The sequence below is a fragment of the Streptomyces albiflavescens genome, assembly GCF_014645835.1.
In the GTDB taxonomy this organism is placed as follows: Bacteria; Actinomycetota; Actinomycetes; order Streptomycetales; family Streptomycetaceae; genus Streptomyces; species Streptomyces albiflavescens.
In genome coordinates, this window is sequence record NZ_BMMM01000006.1 from 465,325 (window position 1) to 483,216 (window position 17,892).

The 17,892-nt window shown below is 72.8% G+C and carries 9 protein-coding genes; 5 read left to right on the forward strand and 4 right to left on the reverse strand.

From position 1 onward, the window contains the following. Positions 1–15: 15 nt before the first annotated feature. The gene (gene lhgD, locus IEY95_RS19710; RefSeq protein ID WP_189187334.1) at positions 16–1,251 is read right to left on the reverse strand and encodes an L-2-hydroxyglutarate dehydrogenase; all 1,236 of its coding nucleotides are present in this window, start codon (positions 1,249–1,251) and stop codon (positions 16–18) included. Between the two features lie 181 nt (positions 1,252–1,432). Further along, a complete protein-coding gene (locus IEY95_RS19715) occupies positions 1,433–2,857 on the reverse strand; it encodes an NsdA family TPR-like regulatory protein (RefSeq protein WP_189187335.1) in 1,425 nt (474 codons plus the stop codon). A gap of 781 nt (positions 2,858–3,638) precedes the next feature. Between IEY95_RS19715 and IEY95_RS19720 the strand changes: the two genes are divergently transcribed. Next, positions 3,639–5,741, forward strand: coding sequence for an asparagine synthase-related protein (locus IEY95_RS19720; RefSeq protein ID WP_189187336.1), 2,103 nt, complete (start codon positions 3,639–3,641; stop codon positions 5,739–5,741). 872 nt (positions 5,742–6,613) lie between these two features. Continuing rightward, positions 6,614–10,021 (forward strand): AfsR/SARP family transcriptional regulator, encoded by a 3,408-nt coding sequence (locus IEY95_RS19725; protein WP_189187337.1) that lies wholly within the window; start codon positions 6,614–6,616, stop codon positions 10,019–10,021. A gap of 17 nt (positions 10,022–10,038) precedes the next feature. Here the strand turns inward: IEY95_RS19725 and IEY95_RS19730 are convergent, their stop codons facing one another. Together IEY95_RS19730 and IEY95_RS19735 are read right to left on the reverse strand one after the other, a co-directional pair. Further along, on the reverse strand, positions 10,039–12,012 hold the full coding sequence (locus IEY95_RS19730) for a sigma-70 family RNA polymerase sigma factor (protein ID WP_189187338.1): 1,974 nt from the start codon (positions 12,010–12,012) through the stop codon (positions 10,039–10,041). Positions 12,013–12,462: 450 nt separating this feature from the next. After that, positions 12,463–13,242 carry a TetR/AcrR family transcriptional regulator gene (locus IEY95_RS19735; RefSeq protein ID WP_189187339.1) on the reverse strand — a complete coding sequence of 260 codons (780 nt, stop codon included), beginning with the start codon at positions 13,240–13,242 and terminating at the stop codon, positions 12,463–12,465. A gap of 375 nt (positions 13,243–13,617) precedes the next feature. Here IEY95_RS19735 and IEY95_RS19740 point away from each other — a divergent pair, with 375 nt between their 5' ends. From IEY95_RS19740 to IEY95_RS19750, 3 genes are all read left to right on the forward strand, one after another. Further along, positions 13,618–14,994: an NAD(P)/FAD-dependent oxidoreductase gene (locus tag IEY95_RS19740; RefSeq protein ID WP_189187340.1), complete on the forward strand. Its 1,377-nt coding sequence runs from the start codon at positions 13,618–13,620 to the stop codon at positions 14,992–14,994. A gap of 233 nt (positions 14,995–15,227) precedes the next feature. Then, the gene (locus IEY95_RS19745) at positions 15,228–16,877 is read left to right on the forward strand and encodes an ATP-binding SpoIIE family protein phosphatase (protein WP_189187341.1); all 1,650 of its coding nucleotides are present in this window, start codon (positions 15,228–15,230) and stop codon (positions 16,875–16,877) included. A gap of 167 nt (positions 16,878–17,044) precedes the next feature. Next, the gene (locus IEY95_RS19750) at positions 17,045–17,860 is read left to right on the forward strand and encodes a class I SAM-dependent methyltransferase (RefSeq protein WP_189187342.1); all 816 of its coding nucleotides are present in this window, start codon (positions 17,045–17,047) and stop codon (positions 17,858–17,860) included. The last annotated feature ends 32 nt before the right edge of the window (positions 17,861–17,892 follow it).

Below are 17,892 nucleotides of genomic sequence, written 5' to 3' on the forward strand. Positions count from 1 at the left end.
GGGCGGAAAAACTCCTCACGCCCCCGCCAGCGCACCCAGCGCCCTCCGGGCGACCTCTCTCCCGATCGGCAGCGAAGCCGTGGCGGCAGGCGACGGCGCGTTCAGCACGTGCACGGTCCGGGGACCCTCCCGGATCAGGAAGTCGTCCACCAGCGTCCCGTCGCGCAGGACGGCCTGCGCACGGACGCCCGCCGCCGCGGGGACCAGATCGTCCGGCGTCACCGCGGGCAGCAGCCGCCGCACCGCATCCGTGAACGCCGGCTTCGACAGCGACCGCCGCAGCTCCCCCGCCCCGTACCGCCAGTGCCTCCGAGCGATCCGCCAGGCCCCGGGCCACGCCAGGGTCGCCCCCAGCTCACGAGGCCGGACGACACCCCAGCCGTACCCCTCCCGGGCGAGCGCGGGCACCGCGTTCGGCCCGATGTGGACACCGCCGTCGATCCCCCGGGTGAGATGCACCCCGAGGAAGGGGAAGGCGGGGTCCGGCACGGGATAGACCAGCCCGTGCACCAGCTCGGGCCGCGCCAGCGTGTAGTACTCGCCCCTGAAGGGGACGATCCGCATTTCCGGATCGTCCCCCGCGAGCCGCGCGAGCTCGTCGCAGTGCAGCCCCGCGCAATTGACCAGCACGCGCCCGCGGACCACCGCCCCGTCGGCGGTGAGCACGGCGGCGCCGCGCCCGGGCCGCCGGTCGACGCGGACGACATCGGCCCCGTACCGGATCTCGGCCCCGGAGGACTCCCCGAGCTGCCGGGCCACCGCGACGAAGTCGCAGATCCCCGTCGTGCCGACATGGATGGCGGCGAGCCCGCGCACCTCCGGCTCGTACTCCGCGATCTGGGCCGGACCCAGCTCTCGTACCGGAATGCCGTTCTCCCGGCCGCGCTGGACCAGGCCGTGCAGCCGGGGCAGCTCCGCCTTGTCCGTGGCGACGATCAGTTTGCCGGTGACGGCGTGCGCGATGCCGTACTCCGCGCAGAACTTGACCATCTCGGCGGCGCCCCGCACCGCGTACCGCGCCTTGAGGGAGCCCGGGCGGTAGTAGATCCCGCTGTGGATCACCCCGCTGTTCCGCCCCGTCTGGTGCCGGGCGGGCCCCTGCTCCTTCTCCAGCACCGTCACCCGCGTGCCCGGCGCCGCGCGCGTGATCGCATACGCCGTCGACAGGCCGACGATGCCGCCGCCGATCACCAGCACATCGCAGTCGTAGACGATCCGCACCTGCTCCACCTCCCGACTTCGATAGTGCACTGCGCCACTGACAATGCCCTCAAACCCCAGGAGGCCGTCGGCGCGTCGAAGCGGCCGTCAGGGGCACGGGGCACCGACCTCACGCGGCTCCGCCGCGTGGGCGCGACCAGCCACGGATCACCCGCACCCCGATGCGGCGCCGGCCAGGCAGACGCTCCGGGATCGGCACGTGGCGGAGCGCCTACGCGGGAGCCATCAGCAGCGGTCGTGCGCGCTCACGCAGTTCGACCACGCGCGGTTCGTCGCCGTACGGCTCCAGCCGGTGCAGGAGATCCTTCACGTACTCGGTGGTGCGTGCGGAGGAGATGCGTCCCGCGACCTCCACCGCCCGTACGCCCTGCTCGCACGCCGCGTCGAGGTTGCCCGACTCCAGCTCGGCGACCGCCGACACCACCAGACGCAGCCCGTGCGAGCGTACGAACTCCTCCGTCGGCTTCGACAGCGCCTGCTCGGTGAAGCGGCGCACCTGACGTGGTGCCTTCAGGTCGCGGTAGCACTCGGCCGCGTCGGCGGCGAAGCGGTCGTACGAGTAGAAGCCGAGCCAGGACGGGTCGTTGTCGCCGTCGCGGGCCCGCTCCAGCCAGCCCTCGGCGGCCCGCAGGGCGGCGCTGGCCGCCTGGGCGTCACCGGCGCGCGCGTGCGCGCGTGCCTCGACGAGGCGGAAGAAGCTCATGGTGCGGGCTGTCGCCAGTCCTCGGTTGCGCTCCAGGGCGGCCTGGGCAAGGTCGACGCCCTCGTCGCCGAAGCCGCGGTAGGTCGCCTGGAGGGACATGGAGGCGAGTACGTAGCCCCCCAGAGGCACGTCGGCGGCCGCCCGGGCCAGCCGCAGCGCCTGGATGTAGTAGCGCTGGGCCGCCTCCTGCTGGCCGGTGTCGAAGGCCATCCACCCGGCGAGGCGGGTGAGCTCGGCGCTCGCTCCGAAGAGGGCTCTGCCTACCTCGTCCGAGTACGAGCCGAGCAGCAGCGGTGCCGCCTCCACCCTCAAGCACTCGGGCACCATGGAAGAACGCCAGTCGCCGCCTCCGTACTTGGAGTCCCAGCGCCTGGCGTCCTCGGCTGCCTCGCGGAGCTTCTGCACATCGCTGTGGCCGACTTTCAGCGGTGCTCCGGAGCCCTCACCGGGGCTCACCTCGCGCGCCACCGAGCTGTCGGCCGGGGTTATCAGCCACCGTGACGCGGGAGTTGCGTATGCGCTCACTGCGAACGATCCCGCCAGCGACTGCCAGATGCCGCCGCCGCCGGCCCGGCGCCCGGCGAGGTCGAGGCGGTACAGCTCGGTCGCCGACCGCACCGCCTGTCCGACGTCACGGGGGAAGGCGAGGCCCACTTCCGGTGCGGGATCCGCGTCCGCCAGGCCGATCTCGTGGAGCGGCACGGGGCGGCCGAGCTTCTGGCCGATCGCGGCCGCGATGAGGTGCGGCGCCGCACCTTGCGGCACCATTCCCTTCGACACCCAGCGCGCCACCGACGTCTTGTCGTAGCGAAGAGTCAACCCGCGTTGAGCGCCAAGGTCGTTGACGCGTCGCGCGAGTCCTGCGTTGCTGATTCCCGCGAGGGCGAGAACGGCGCCGAGCTTTTCGTTCGGCCCGCGTTGCTCCCTGGACATGCGCCACCCCTCGACACAGACGGCTGCCGCGCTGGCATAACCACGCGGCATTCGTAAACCCAGCGTAGTTCGCCCAATCCCAAGCGTTAAGGGGCGTAGTTCTGGATGGCGGGATTGTGGTCCGTACGACAGTACGGACGGTTGCGACGTGCTCCCACTGTGTGGCCGTGCGCCCGTCCGTGCGCTCTTCTCCGGCCATCGGGGGAGCGCTTCCATGGATCGTGCGTGGGTCGGCCCGCTGTACTGGATCCAGTGGGCTGGGGGACACCGCCGCCTCCATCCCCGCGGGCGGCGGACCGGTCCGGGAGGCGAACTCCGCCTCCCGGACTGTGCGTTGGCAGAGCGGTGCGCAAGGCCTGTACGGAGCGTGTGCACGCCTGTCCCTCCGTTGGGGATTTGGCCGAAAATCGATGGTGTCCCTCGGGGGCAATTAGGGCTCCTACCACGTCAGTTGAGGGCGCGTAGGGGGTTTTGGGGGAGCGTATCGGGGGCGCATTCGCGTCGGCCCGGGGCCGGTCGGGTGCCCGTCGATGGGGTGCTCGATGCCGCCCCGGGGGTCGGTCAGCGGGGTGCTCGACGCGACTCGGGGGCGGCTCTCCGGCGGACGCGGGTGGGGGAGTCGGCGGCCGTCCGTCGGCTTCAGAGCGGCGCGGGTGCCCACTTGGGGGCGCACTTCAGGGAGCGCAAGCCGCCGCAGGGGCCCTCTCGTGAGCTTCCTTCGTGGCAGCATGGTGCCCAGTTCGTGCGGTGCACTGGTTGTCCACAGCCTGTGGAGGCGGCGATGCGATGGTTGGTGGGGTGGAGCAGTACCGCCGCCAGAGCGCCTGAGATCGGCACGGCGGGCGCCACCGGAAGCGACGGCGAGACCGTTCACCCGGTGGGTTCCCAACTCCTGTGGGGCGACCCCGATCCGCTCTGGGCCGTCGGCGACTGGCGCCCCGACGAGGTGCGCGTGGTGAAGGCCGACGCGCAGAACCGGATCGCCGTACTCGGCACCTGCGGAGCCTCCGACGAAGAGCTGCGGGTCGGGCTGTTCGCCGCGCGCGGAGGGGCACTTCGGCATCTGACCAACTGGTCCGGCAGCTACACGGCGGTCGTCCAGGTGGGCCGGAGGGTGACCGTCTGCGGTGATCTCGCGGGTGCGCGGCCTGTGTTCTACACCCCCTGGGCGGGCGGTACCGCCTACGCGACCGCCGCGCTGCCCCTCGCCGACCTCATCGAGGCGAACCTCGACTTCGGGCATCTGGCGGCGCTGCTCGCCGCCCCCGACGTGCCGGCCGCGGTGCACGACTCGACCCCGTACGAGGGTGTGCGGCGCATCCCGCCGGGGCACGCGCTGATCCTGCGCGCCGGGGCGCGCGAGATCGCCGGGTACGAGCCGGTCGCCTCCCTCGCGGTCGCGGCGCCCTCGGCCGACCCCGCGAGCGCCGTGGACGCCGTGCGCGATGCCCTCGTGGAGGCCGTACGCGCGCGTCTCGCCGCGCCGCGCCATGTGCCGGGCACCGATGTGGACCCCGGACCCGTGCCCGGGATGGGGCCCGCCGCGCGGCGTGCCGCGCGCGGGATGCCGGTGCCGGGGATCGGCGCCGACCTCTCGGGCGGGCCCGCCTCGGGGACACTGGCGCTGCTCGCGGCCGGGCTTCCGGGGGCGCCCGGGACCGTCCTCGGGCACGGCACGGGCGCCGGCGAGCGTCTTCTCGCGGTCACCTTCAACGATCTTGTCGTCAGCGGGCGGGAGGCCGAGCTGGAGCGGGCCGGGACGCTGGCCGCGAATCCCCGGCTGCACCATGTGGTGGTCGCCGGGGGCGAAGAGGTGCTCCCTTACGCCGACTTGGAGGGCCCGCTGACGGACGAGCCGGGACCGTCGCTGGTGACGGCCGCCCGGCAACGTGCGCGGCTCTCCTCGGGGAGCGCGGACCATTTCACCGGGTACGGCGCCCGGCAGGTTCTGGACGCCCACCCGGCGCGGCTCGCGGACCTGTTGATGGACCGCAAGCGGCGACATCTGGTGAAGCCCGTCGCCGCGCTGGCGAAGGCCGACGGTTCGGTGATGGTCCCAGCGCGCGTGTACGGCGCCGCGCGGAAGCTGGCCCGTACGCCGTACCGCACCGGTGTCGACGTGCTCGCCGAACGGCTGCTGCACCGGCGGTTCGAGGAGCCGGGGGGTGCCGTGGGGGCGTCGCTCGCCGCGCTCACCTGGGCGAGACCAGGGCCTGCGGCGCGTTGGCTGACCGGGGAGGCGCTGGCTGAAGTATCGGTTCGCCTGGGGGGCGCGACGGGGCGGCCCGGGGTCGGTCCCGGCCAGCGGCCGGGCGACTTCCGCGCGCGTGCGGCGCTTGCGCGGCACGCGGCGGACGTGCGTGTCCTGGAGCAGGCCGCCGAGATCCGCTTCCAGCGGCTGCACACGCCGTTCCTCGACAACCAGGTGGTACGCGCGTGCCGTGATCTGCCGGAGGCGCTGCGGGTGCAGCCCGGCGCTCGGGCGGCGATTCTGCGGACGGTGCTGGAGGGGGCGGGGGTGGCTGATCTCCCCGCTGGGTGGGGCGCGCCTTCTCACGCGTCCTCGGCTGCGGCCGCGCGTACGGGGTTGCGGGTTGCCGCGGATTCCTTGATCGCGTTGTTCGACACGCCGTTGCTGGCGCAGGCGGGCCTGGTCGAGGCCCGCGTGGTCCGCAAGGCGCTGCGGGCGGCGGCGGAGGGCGAGCCGCTGTCGCTGGACGGGCTGGCCGACCTGGTCTCCCTGGAGCTGTGGCTACGGCGGCTGCTGGCCCGGCGGGGGACCTGCTGGACGGGGACGCCTGCCCGGCAGCGGGCTGTGCCTGCGGGGATCGTGCCGCAGGGGCGGGCGTTGGGGGCGGGGGCCGGGGCGGTTCGGCGGGGGTAGTTGGGGTTCGGCGGGGGGCTGGGGGGCTGGGGGTGGCGGCCGCGTGCGCCTTGCTGCCGGTGGGTGGTTCCGTCTTTCTGCCGGTGAGTGGTTCCGCGTGTCCGCCGGTGGGTGGGGCGGGGCCGTGCCGGTACATCCGCCCCGTCGCCGGTGGCAGATCGGTTGGCTTTCACAGCTCTGCCTGTTGGCAACCGCGTAAGCGACGGGGCATGTGATGTACCGGCACGGCCCCTTCCGTGGTCTGGCGGCTGCGGGTGCGTGGGGGCTGTGCGTCGCGGCTGCGGGTGAGCGGGGGGCGTGCGTCGCCACTGCGGGCGGGTGGGGTGTGCGGCCTCATCCGGCCCGGGGCCCGCGTCGGCGGCTGCGGGTGAGTGGGGGCGTGGGTCGCCATTGCGGGCCGGTGGGGTGTGCGGCTGTGGGTGCGTGAGGAGTGCGGCCTCATCCGGCCGGGGCCCGCGTCGGCGGCTGCGGGTGCGTCCCGCTGTCCCTGTGCGGGCCGTTCACACCGGCCGGGACCTCAGCTGTCCGGGGGGAGGGCGAGGTGACGAGCGCAATGCACGCAGCGGTCGTACGGCAGCCACTCGGTTCCATCCCGCTCGTCTCCCCGGCTTCCCATCCACTCCGCTCGCTCCCTTGGGCTGGGCCGGGGCTTGATCCTTCGGCCCGTCCGGCGTTTGGGGACGAGGCCGTCAAGGTCGGTACGGGGGGCTGGGGACGGAGCCCCCAGGAACGGGACAGGCAGGGGCGGAGGGGCCGAATCCCTGCTCGGCCGCGCCGCCCCGTGCGGTGAGCCGGAGGCGAGGGGAGCGCTTGGGGGAGGCTCGCTGGGGAAAGGCGATGTCTCCGGTACCGGAGGCGGGGAGAATGGGTGGGTGCGGTACAGGATTCTGGGGGTCACCCAGGTGGAGGATGCCCGGGGGGCCCAGGTCGCCGTCGGAGGCCCCCGCGTGCGCGCCCTGCTCGCGGCGCTGGCGCAACGCCCGGCCCGCACCACCACCCCGGACACCCTGATCGACGAGGTGTGGGCGGACGTTCCCCCGCTGGACGCCCCCGCGGCACTGCAGGCCCTTGTCGGCCGGCTGCGCCGAGCCATCGGCAAGGACACGGTCGCCTCCGAGGCAGGCGGGTATCGCCTACGGGCCGCCAAGGACGACGTGGATCTGTTCGTCTTCGAGCGGCTGGTGGGGGAGGGCAAGACCGCGCTGGAGCGCGGCGACGCCACGACCGCCGCCGACCGGCTGCGCGAAGGGCTCGCCCTGTGGCGTGGCCCCGCCCTCGCGGACCTCCCCGACCGCACCGCCGCGACCCGCCCGGAGGCCCTCCGCCAGGAGGCGACCCGGACCCGCATCGAGGCGGACCTGCGACTCGGCCGCGCCACCGACGTCGTACCGGAGCTGAGAGAACTGACGGCGGCTCACCCGTACGACGAGGCGCTGCATGTTCTGCTCATCCGCGCCCTGCGCGACGCCGGCCGCGGCGCGGACGCCCTGGCCGCGTACGAGGGGGTGCGCCGCGGATTGATGGACGGGCTGGGCGCGGATCCCGGGCCGGAACTGCGTGCCCTGTACGAGGAGTTGTTGGACCCTCGGCCCCAGTGGGACGAGGGGGACGGAGCGTGGCCGGGGAGCGGTACGGCTCAGCACCGGGCCCGTGCCGGTGGGACGTCGCACGCGGGCCCCGCCGAGCCGGGAGACTCCTCCCGTGCCTCGCGGAACGGGAACATTCGTCCCCGTCTGAACTCGTTCGTCGGCCGGGAACCCGAACTCGAGGCCATCCGTTCGGATGTTCAGAGGGCACGCCTGGTCACCCTGACCGGACCAGGTGGTTCGGGAAAGACCCGCCTCGCCGAGGAATCCGCCGCCGGGCTTCCGCAGGCGTGGCTGGTCGAGCTGGCCCCGCTCGACCGGCCCGAGGCGGTCCCCGGTGCGGTGGTCAGCGCCCTCGGTCTGCGCGAAACCGTGCTGATCACCAACGAGATGGCGGTCCCGCAGGACGACCCGCTCGCCCTGCTCGTCGAGTACTGCGCCCCGCGCAGCCAGCTCCTGATCCTTGACAATTGCGAACATGTCATCGGCGCCGCGGCCGAGCTCGCCGAGACTCTGCTGACGCACTGCCCGGGGCTCACGATCCTCGCCACCAGCCGTGAACCCCTGGGTGTTCCGGGCGAGTTGGTGCGTCCGGTCGAACCCCTGCCGCCCGATCCCGCGCGCCGCCTCTTCATGGAGCGGGCATCGGTCGTCCGTCCCGATGCCGACGCCGCGCCGCACGACTCGGCGGCCGTGGACGAGATCTGCCGGCGGCTCGACGGACTGCCCTTGGCCATCGAGCTCGCCGCCGCCCGGCTGCGGCTGCTCACCCCTCGCCAGATCGCCGACCGGCTCGACGACCGCTTCCGGCTGCTCACCTCCGGAAGCCGCACGGTGCTGCCCCGCCAGCAGACCCTGCGCGCCGTCGTCGACTGGTCCTGGGGCCTGCTCGACGAGCGGGAGCGGACCGTGCTGCGCGAGGCGTCCGTGTTCGCGGGCGGCTGGGACCTGGCGGCCGCGGAGGCCGTGTGCACCGGGCCCGCGGCCGACCTCGTCGGGGCGCTGGTCGACAAGTCCCTGATCGTCGCCACCCCGTACGACGAGGACGGCATAGGCGGCATGCGGTATCGCATGCTGGAGACCATCCACGAGTACGCGACCGAGCGTGCCGCCGAAGTCCCCGAGCTGCGCGCCGCGGCCGAGCGGCGCCACCTCGCCTGGGTGCGTGCGCTCGTCGAGGAGGCGGAGCCGCTGCTGCGCTCCGCCGAGCAACTCCCGTGGATCAAGCGCCTGGAGACCGAGCTCGACAACATCAGGGCAGCCCTCCACCGTGCGATCGTCGCCGCCGACGAGGAGGAGGCCGGCGCTCTGGTCCTCGACATGAGCTGGTTCTGGTGGCTTCGCAACTTCCGCCGCGAAGGCACGGAATGGACGGATCTCGTGCTGCGGCTGGGCACGGCGATCAGCCTTGGAGTCCTGCCTGCCGCAGGGATCACTGGACGGCCGGGCGGGTCTTCCCCCGCCGCCGGTGATGCCCACCTCGTCCCGTTGGACGCCGTCGACCCGGTGGGGGCCTTCCTCGACACCCCCGAGAGCGACGAGCACCCGATGCGCGGTATGCGGATGCGGCTGCGCATGCTCCACCTGTTCATGACCCTGGAGCTCGAACCGCCGGCCCGGCGGGGCGACGGCCGGCTGCGGGAGTACGTGACGCGGGTGCGGGCCGTCTTCGAGAAGGGCGGCCCGGACGCGGCACGTATGCCGGGCATCGTGTGGCCGCTGACCGCCTTCTTCCTCAGCGGCTCGGAGGACATGCGGCCCACCCTGGACGCGGCGGTCGCCAACTGCCGTGCGTACGGCGGCGAGTGGGAGATCGGCGTCCTCCTGATGTTCCGTACGCACATGGCCGTCGACGCGCCGGGCGGTATGCACGGTGTGGACGACGACCTGGCGGAGCTGCGCGTGCTCAGCCGACGAGTGGGAGACCGCTGGATGCGGGCCCAGGTGTGCAGCGCGGCCGGTGAGGCGGCCATGGCGCGCAGCCGTTTCGACGAGGCGAAGGGGGAGTACGAGGAGGCGCTGCGGCTCGCCCACGAGGTGGGCGCGTACGCAGAGGTGCCCTTCCTGATGGCGCGGCTTGCCGAGATCGCCTACCGCGCGGGCGAGCGTTCCAGGGCGCTGGCCGCCCTGGACGAGGCGAGCGCGTCGGCCGACCGATACGGGGTGATGGACTCCCGGGCGTTCATCCGCCTCCTGCGCGCTCAGCTGGCCCTGGACGACGGCGAGGTCGCCCACGCGCGCGAACTGTTTGAGCTGGCGTGCGAGGAGAGTTCCCAAGGCACCCCACCTCCCCAGTTCGTGGCGGCGTTGAACTGGGTGGACGCGCTCGTCACGGCCGCCGAGTCCGGCCCGGAGCGCGGTCTGCGGAAGCTGTTCGGCGCCCTGCGGGAGGCAGTGGACACGCGGTGCGCCGATGTGGTGGCAGCCGGCCTCGTCGATGCCGCGGTGGGTCTCCTCGCCGAGCTCGGCGACCACCCGTCCGCGACCCGTCTGCTCGCAGCCGCCACGCGGTGGCGCGGTGGCCATCCGCGTCCCGCCCGCGAACGCGCCGAGGCCGAGCGCACCGAGGCCGCCGCGATGGCGGCCCTCGGCCCGGTCCGCTACGAGTCCGAGCGTGCCGCGGGTGCGGACTTCACCACGGAGGACGCCCTGCGGGACCTGGCCGAGGTGCTCAAGGAGCACGCCGACGAGTAACGGCGCACCTCACGCGCTCATTGGCACAGGAACCTCGACTCCGCCCAGTCCGCCGGCATCGTCGAGTCGAACGGGGTGTGCGGCTCGACGACGAGGCGGATCGTCTTGTGGCCGGCGAGGTTCACATGGACGGGGACCGCCTGGTCGCCGCCGTTGATCGTCGGTGACCGCCATGCCCGGGACCCGTCGACGTACACCGAGAAGCGGACCTTGCCGAGCCCCATCGTCAGGTCGTCGACGCCGACCATCGCGTCGTACGAGGAGCAGCTGCGATGGAGGTCGATGGTGACGGACGACTGGCCGTGGACGGTCACGCCGTGCGCGTACCGGGTGTTCGCGATCGAAACCCCTGGGCGCTGCCACACCCAGCTGCTCGCGCCGAGCCGCATCTCGGGCTCGGTGTGGTCGCCGTCGACGCCGTAGTTCAGCTCGCTCCACTGGTAGACGACCGGGGCGGGAGGAGGAGGCGTCGGGGTCGGGGTCGGGGTCGGCTTGGGCGTGGGCTTGGCCTTGGTCGGGGTAGGAGTGGGCGTCGGCGACGGCTTGGGCGTGGGCTTCGGGGTGGGCTTGGGCGTCGGAGAGGGGGGCGGCGTAGGAGTCGGGGTGGGCGCCACCACGGGCGGCTTCGGCGCGGGTGCCTTCTTCGGCGGCTTCGGCGACGGCAGCGGCGCTTCGACGGCGGGCGAGGTGGTCGGCTTGGCCTCGGGTTTCTTGGCCGGGCTGTCGTTGCCGACCAGGGCGAGCGCCACCGCCGCCGCGGCCACCGCGACGACTCCCGCCGCGATACCGGCCTTGACCGGCGCGCCGATCCCCTCCGAGGCAGCCGCGCCGCCCCCCGCGCTCGCGCCCCCGGAGCTGCCGCCCGCCGCCGCGGCCGCGCCCGCGGCTCCGGCCGCACCCGCTCCGGCGCCGCCGGCGATGAGCGCGACGGCCTTCGCGTACCCGGCGGCACCGAACCAACCGATGACCGCGACCGGCACGACCGCGGGGATCCCGCTGGCGACTTCCTTGATCTGGCCCGCGGCCAGCCGGCACTTGGCGCACTCCTCCAGGTGCTTGCGCAGCCCGCGCTCGGCGCGCGTGCGCAGCCCGCCGCGGGCGTAGGCACCGAGCCGGTCGGCGTAGCGGGCGCACTCCTCGTCCATGGTGAGCGCGGTGCTCACATGTGCCTGGAGGTAGGCCTGCTTGAGGCCCTCGCGGGCGCGGCTGGCAAGGACGCGGGTGCCGTTGGCGTCGAGCCCGAAGAGCGTGGCCACCTCGCTCGGCGACTCGTCCTCGACCTCCGTGTGCCACAGCACGGCCTGCCAGCGCTCGGGCAGCGACCGGAACGCCCGCATGGCCATGGATTGTTCGGCCTCGTGCATCGCGCGGACGTCCGCGCCCAGGTCGAGTGTGTCGTCGTCGGAGACCTCGGAGGTGCGCGCGGCCCGCGCCGCGAACACCGCGAAGTCGTCGACCAGTTGCTCCCGCTTCGCCGACTTCGTCCAGTTCGCGGCGACGCGGCGGACGGTCGTCAGCAGATACGCGCGTACGGCGTGCTCGGGGCCGCTGCCGCCGCGTACCGCCTGCAGCATGCGCGCGAACACCTCGGCCGTGAGGTCGTCGGCGGTGTGCCCGTCCCGGCAGCAGGTGCGGGCGTACCGGCGCACGGCGTCCGCATGGCGCCGGTACAGCACCTCGTACGCCGTGTCGTCGCCCGCGCGCATCCGCTCGATCAGATCGGCGTCGGACGGCGGCGGATCGGCCGGGGGCGGCGGCAGAACAACGCCGTCGCGCCGGTCGAACCGGTCGCGCTGGGCCGGGACGCTGGGTTCGGGCGCGCCACCGGACGGCGTGGCACCCGAGGGTGAGACATCCGAAGGTGTGGTCCCCGGGGTGCCGCCCTGCCGTCCGCCCTGACTGGGCACCTGCGGCGTCGACGGCCTGCCGGTGCCCGTGCCGCCGTCCGTGGCACCGTCACCGAGTGACTCGTCCCGCCCGTCAACGCTCATCGCGGAAAGCCCCCGCCTGCACACTCGGACCCGAATACCGGGAAAGAGTGCCACACGCTTTCAGGGGACCGACCCCCCGAGTACAGACCAACCACTCGTCCGAGGGGCCTTGCCACACGACAGCACTAGCGTTCACTCGTTTGGGTAACGGTCAACGAACAGCCCCCGCACGCGAGTTGCCGCGATGCCCGAAATGCTCGGAGTGTCACCGTCGGCACCCGGTACGCGAGTGGCGCAGCACCCGCGTCCAGGACGGCCGCTGGTCCGGGAGAACCTGGCGCTCCGGGAGGCCCGTTACCCGACGAACCCCGTACTTCAGGAACCCCGTACTTCAGGAACCCCGTACTTCAGGAACCCCGTTCTCCAGGAACCCCGTTCTCCAGGAACCCCGTTCTCCAGGAAAATCCCGTACTCCGGTAAGGCCCGGTAAGTGAGGGCTTGAGGGATGGCTCACGCCGGGCGCGAGCGCAGCCCCTCCAGCAGGATGTCGAGCAGCCGGGCCGATGCCGCGGCCTGCTGGGCGGCGTCCGGCAGCGAGGGCGCCGCCGTCGCTATCACCAGCAGTACGTCCGCCACGGTGACGTCCGCCCGCAGCTCGCCCGCCGCGCGCGCCCGCTCCACCAGCCGGCCGACCACGTCGAGCAGTGCCGCCGCACCGGCGTCGTCCGCCGCCGCGATCACCGACTCCTCCTCGGGTGTCGGCCGCTGTTCGACGAGCCGAAGCTCGGGCGTGAGTTGGGACCGCTGCTGCGGGACCCGCGCCTCGTCCGCCTCGACCCCGTCCTCCGTGACGCCGACCCGCAGTATCTGCGGCGGCAGCAGCCGACCGGCGCCCGAGGCCACCGACGTGCGCAGGAAGCGCGAGAGCGCCGACCACGGCTCGTCCTCCTGGCCGAGCGCCGCGCGTGCCTGGTCGGTCAGCCGGGAGGTCTCCTCCTCGGCTATCCGGCGCACCAGGACGTCCTTGCTCGGGAAGCGCCGGTACACCGTGCCGACACCGACCCTCGCGCGCCGCGCCACGTCCTCCATCGGCGCGCCGTATCCCAGCTCGCCGAAGACCTCGCGCGCCGCGCGCAGTACGTGCTCCAGATTGCGCTGTGCGTCCACGCGCAGCGGCGTCGTGCGCGATCCTTCGCCCGGACCGCGTCCATTGCCGCTCGCTGCCGCGCCGACCGTGCCACCGGATGTGATGGCAGACGCGGAAGACCAATGAGAGTCCTGAATGTGCATAAGCGTTCCCCCGGTAATGACGTCTCCCCCCGGAGACTCTCCCCGCCATTGGTAGCCGGAGCGTGCGGAACAAGCTTGTGTGCACGAGCCCGCCCTGCGGGCTCGTCGAGCGCATCCCCCTACACCCCGTCGACACACGAACATAGTTGAGAGGGGGTCAATTCAGAAGGGGCAGGTTCCGCACGGAGCGCCCCCCGATCGGAGTACGGGACGGTTACGTCCCGATTGCGCCCCCTCCGCGCACCCAGCTCACCCCCGCTGACCTGCGCATCTTCCATGCACTCCGGCAAATCGGCCAACTCTGCGCGTTGTCGGCGTCCGGTCACACAAATTGCCGGGCCTGTGGACAAACTCCGGAGCTGGGTGCGTCATGGGATGGTGAAGGAACGTGCGCGCATTCTCATTGTCGGCGGCGGCTACGTCGGGTTGTACACAGCCCTGCGCCTGCAGCAGAAGTTGAAGCCTGAACTGAAGCGGGGCGAGGTCGAGATCACGGTCGTCTCGACCGAGCCGTACATGACCTATCAGCCGTTCCTTCCCGAGGCCGCCGCGGGCTCGATCTCGCCGCGCCATGTCGTCGTCCCGCTGCGCCGGGTCCTGGACCAGTGCCGGATCCTCATCGGCGAGGTGCAGTCGATCGACCACGCCAAGCGCACCGCGACGCTCACCACGCTCGCCACCGAGGAGGAGGGCGCGGGCGCGGAGCAGATCACGTACGACGAACTCGTCCTCGCCCCCGGCTCGATCTCCCGCGCCCTTCCGATCCCCGGCCTCGCCGACTACGCGATCGGCTTCAAGACGATCGAGGAGGCCATCGGCCTGCGCAACCATGTCATCGAGCAGATGGACATCGCCTCCTCCACCCGCGACCCCGCGATCCGCGACGCGGCTCTGACCTTCGTCTTCGTGGGAGGCGGTTACGCGGGCGTCGAGGCGCTCGGCGAGCTGGAGGACATGGCCCGCTACGCCGCGCGCTACTACCACAACGTCCGGCCCGAGGACATGAAGTGGATCCTCGTCGAGGCCTCGAACCGCATCCTCCCCGAGGTCGGCGAGGAGATGGGCAAGTACACCGTCACCCAGCTGCGCCGCCGCAACATCGACGTACGCCTGGAGACCCGCCTCGACTCCTGCGCCGACCGCATCGCCGTCCTCAGTGACGGCGCCCGCTTCCCCACGCGTACGGTCGTGTGGACGGCCGGCGTGAAGCCGCACCCGGTCCTCGCCGCCACCGACCTCCCCCTGAACGGGCGCGGCCGCCTCAAGTGCACCCCCCAGCTGACCATCGACGGCGTCACGCACGCGTGGGCCGCGGGAGACGCTGCCGCCGTCCCCGACGTCACCGCCGAGCCCGGCAAGGAGACCGCGCCCAACGCCCAGCACGCCCTGCGCCAGGCCAAGGCCCTCGGCGACAACATCGCGCATTCCCTGCGCGGCGAGGCGCTCGAGACGTACTCCCACAAGTACGTCGGCTCGGTCGCGTCCCTGGGACTGCACAAGGGCGTCGCACACGTCTACGGGCGCAAGTTGAAGGGCTATCCTGCCTGGTTCATGCACCGCGTCTACCACCTGAGCAGGGTGCCCACCTTCAACCGCAAGGCCCGTGTGCTCGCCGAATGGACCCTGGCGGGGCTCTTCAAAAGGGAGATCGTTTCCCTCGGTTCGCTCGAACATCCCCGTGCGGAGTTCGAACTCGCGGCCGGTGGAAAGCATCCTCTCGACCCCAAGCTCGACCCGAAGGGGTCGTCCTGACCGGACCCAGGAACTCCACCGGTTGGGCCGGCGTCTGACGGATGTCGGTCCGGTCGGCCAGACTGGTCCACGACCTCGGGCGGGATCACCGCCCGCCCTTTCCGAACCCACGAGGCTTTCCCCACTGTGCCGCATCCCCCGGGGGCCGCAGCACTCAACAGCGGCTCCGCCGCGGGCCGGATGCCCGACCGACCCGGTGCCGGCCGTAGTCCACAAACACGAGGCAAGGATTCGTGAACTTCACGCGCTGGAGCGCCCGGCTCCCCGGAACGCAGCGCCGCGCCGCAGCGCGGACCGAGCACACGGTCTCCCCGGACCGACGAGGGGAAGGCTCCGTGCCCGCGGCCCGCGCCGAGCAGCTGACCGACGACGCGCCGCCCACGCTCGGCGTCGACAAGCTGCCGGTGCGCGAGGTCCTCGACCGCGTCCCGGCCCTCGTCGCCCTGGTGCACGGCCCCGAACACCGCGTCGCGTACGTCAACGACGCCTATACGGCGGCCTTCGGCGTACGCCCCGCCGGCGAGCCCGCCCGCGCGGCACTGCCCGAGCTGGACGAACTCGGCCTGCTGCCGCTCCTCGACCAGGTCCTGCGCAGCGCGAAACCCCGCACGGTCAAGTCCCGCAAGGTGCCGAGCGGGCGCTCGTACACCTTCACCTGCACACCCGTCGACACCTCCCCGGAGGGCCAGGGCAGCGGCGTACTCATCTTCGCCACCGACGTCACCGATCACGCCGAGGCGGCCGAACGGCTGCGCACCAGCGAGCGCCGCCAGCGCGAAACGGCCGTCACCCTCCAGCGCTCGCTCCTTCCCCAGGAGCTGGAGGAGCCCGACGACCTGCGTATCGCCGCCACCTACCAGCCCGGCGGCACGGAGGCCGCGGTCGGCGGCGACTGGTACGACGTGATCACCCTCGGCGGCGGCCGCACGGCGCTCGTCATCGGCGACGTCATGGGCCGCGGGGTCCGCGCCGCGGCGGTCATGGGCCAGCTGCGCACGGCCGTCCGCGCGTACGCCCGCCTCGACCTCCCCCCGCACGAGGTCCTGCAACTCCTCGACGGACTCGCCACCGAGATCGACGCCAACCAGATCGCCACGTGCGTGTACGCCGTCCACGACCCGAACGAGGGCCGGCTGGTGTACGCCTCGGCGGGCCACCTGCCCATCCTGGTCCGCGACGAGAGCGGCACCGTGCACCGGGCCGACGAGCCCACCGGACCGCCGCTCGGCACCGGCGGCTGGCTGCACGCGTCGGGATCGGTGCCGCTGGGCCCCGGCTCCACGGCCGTCCTGTACACGGACGGCCTGGTCGAGCGCCGGAACGAGGACCTGGACGAGGGCATCGCGTCCCTGGAGCGTGCCCTGGCCGGCGCCACGGGCACCCCTCAGGTGATCTGCGACCGCCTGGTCCGCTCGGCGGGCGTCATGGCCGACCACGACGACGACGTGGCGGTCCTCGTTCTCCAGCACCCGGCGCGTACGGGCCCGGACGGCGAGCTCTTCCGGAACGCCGCTCTGGAGTTGCTCGGCGGCGTCGAAGCGGCTCCACGCGCGCGTGCCTTCGCCTCCGGCGTGCTCACCAGCTGGCGCTTCCCGTCCGATCTGCACGACCTGGGCGTGCTCGCCACGAGCGAACTCGTCGCCAACTCACTGCAGCACGGCACCCCGCCCATGCGCCTGCGCCTGCGCCGCACGGACCGCCGCCTGATCATCGAGGTCACCGACGGCGACGACCACCTGCCGCGCCGCCGCCGCGCCGAGCCCGGCGACGAGGCCGGGCGCGGCATCGCCATCGTCGCCACGATCGCCTCCGGCTGGGGGTCACGGCGTACGCCGGGAGGGGGGAAGGCGGTGTGGTGCGAGTTCGGCTTGCCGGGCGGGTAGTTTTCGACCCTTTTGAGGGGCGCGGGGAACTGCGCGATCTTTTGGCGGGGGTCTGGGGGCGCAGCCTCCAGGTACGGGACGGGTAGGGGCGGCGGGGGCGAAAACACCCTCACGCACCCCCGCGCGTCACCTGGCCGCCCACCGCGCCCAGTGCTAGTAGCTCCCTCATGGCAGACGAAACGGGCTTTCAGCTCAAAGGCAGTGCGCCAGAACGCTACGAGCAGTACGCCGCGCCATTGATGGCGCCCTTCGTGGAGACGATCCTCGACGCCGTCGACCTGTTCCCCGGTGCCACGGTCCTCGACCTGGCCTGCGACACCGGCTTCGCGGCAAGGGCGGCCGCCGCCCGCGTAGGACCGGCGGGCCGCGTCTCGGGCGCGGATGTCAACGAGGGCATGATCAGGGTGGCCAGGGAACACGCACCCCGCATGTACCCGGACATCGAGTTCACAGTGGCCCCGGCGGACAGACTCCCGTACAGGGACGGGACCTTCGACGCGATCGTCTGCCAGCAGGGAGTCCAGTTCTTCCCCGACCTGGACGCGGTGCTCGCGGAGACGGCCCGCGTGGCCCGCCCGGGCGGCCGCTTCGGCGCCACCGCCTGGGCCGACATGGACCGCATCCCGTACTTCGTGGCCCAGTACGAAGCCGTCAAGGAGTACGGCGGCCCGGAGATCGCCGCGGACTACGAGGGCGCCTTCTCCGGCACCGCCGAGCGCCTCACCACCGCCCTTCGCACCGCCGGCTTCCACGACGTCACATCCCGAGAGGTCAGCTTCGGCATCGCGTTCCCGCCCCTCGCCGAGTACGCCCCCGGCCAGCTCTCGTCGACGTCCTGGGGCCAGTGGATCGTCGACAACGCCGGAGACGACGCCCTCGTACGGGCCGGCCGCGCCGTCCACGCCCGCCTCGCGGACCGCACCGCCCCCGACGGCAGCGCGACCCTCCCCTTCACCGCCAACCTGGTGACAGGGATTCGCTGACACACGAAGACGGCCGCGACCACCGTGAAGGT

Coding starts and splice junctions, on each gene's coding strand:
- IEY95_RS19715 (WP_189187335.1), bottom strand. CDS start 2,857: ATGTCCAGGGAGCAACGCGGGCCGAACGAAAAGCTCGGCGCCGTTCTC.
- IEY95_RS19720 (WP_189187336.1), top strand. CDS start 3,639: ATGCGATGGTTGGTGGGGTGGAGCAGTACCGCCGCCAGAGCGCCTGAG.
- IEY95_RS19730 (WP_189187338.1), bottom strand. CDS start 12,012: ATGAGCGTTGACGGGCGGGACGAGTCACTCGGTGACGGTGCCACGGAC.
- IEY95_RS19735 (WP_189187339.1), bottom strand. CDS start 13,242: ATGCACATTCAGGACTCTCATTGGTCTTCCGCGTCTGCCATCACATCC.
- IEY95_RS19740 (WP_189187340.1), top strand. CDS start 13,618: ATGGTGAAGGAACGTGCGCGCATTCTCATTGTCGGCGGCGGCTACGTC.
- IEY95_RS19750 (WP_189187342.1), top strand. CDS start 17,045: ATGGCAGACGAAACGGGCTTTCAGCTCAAAGGCAGTGCGCCAGAACGC.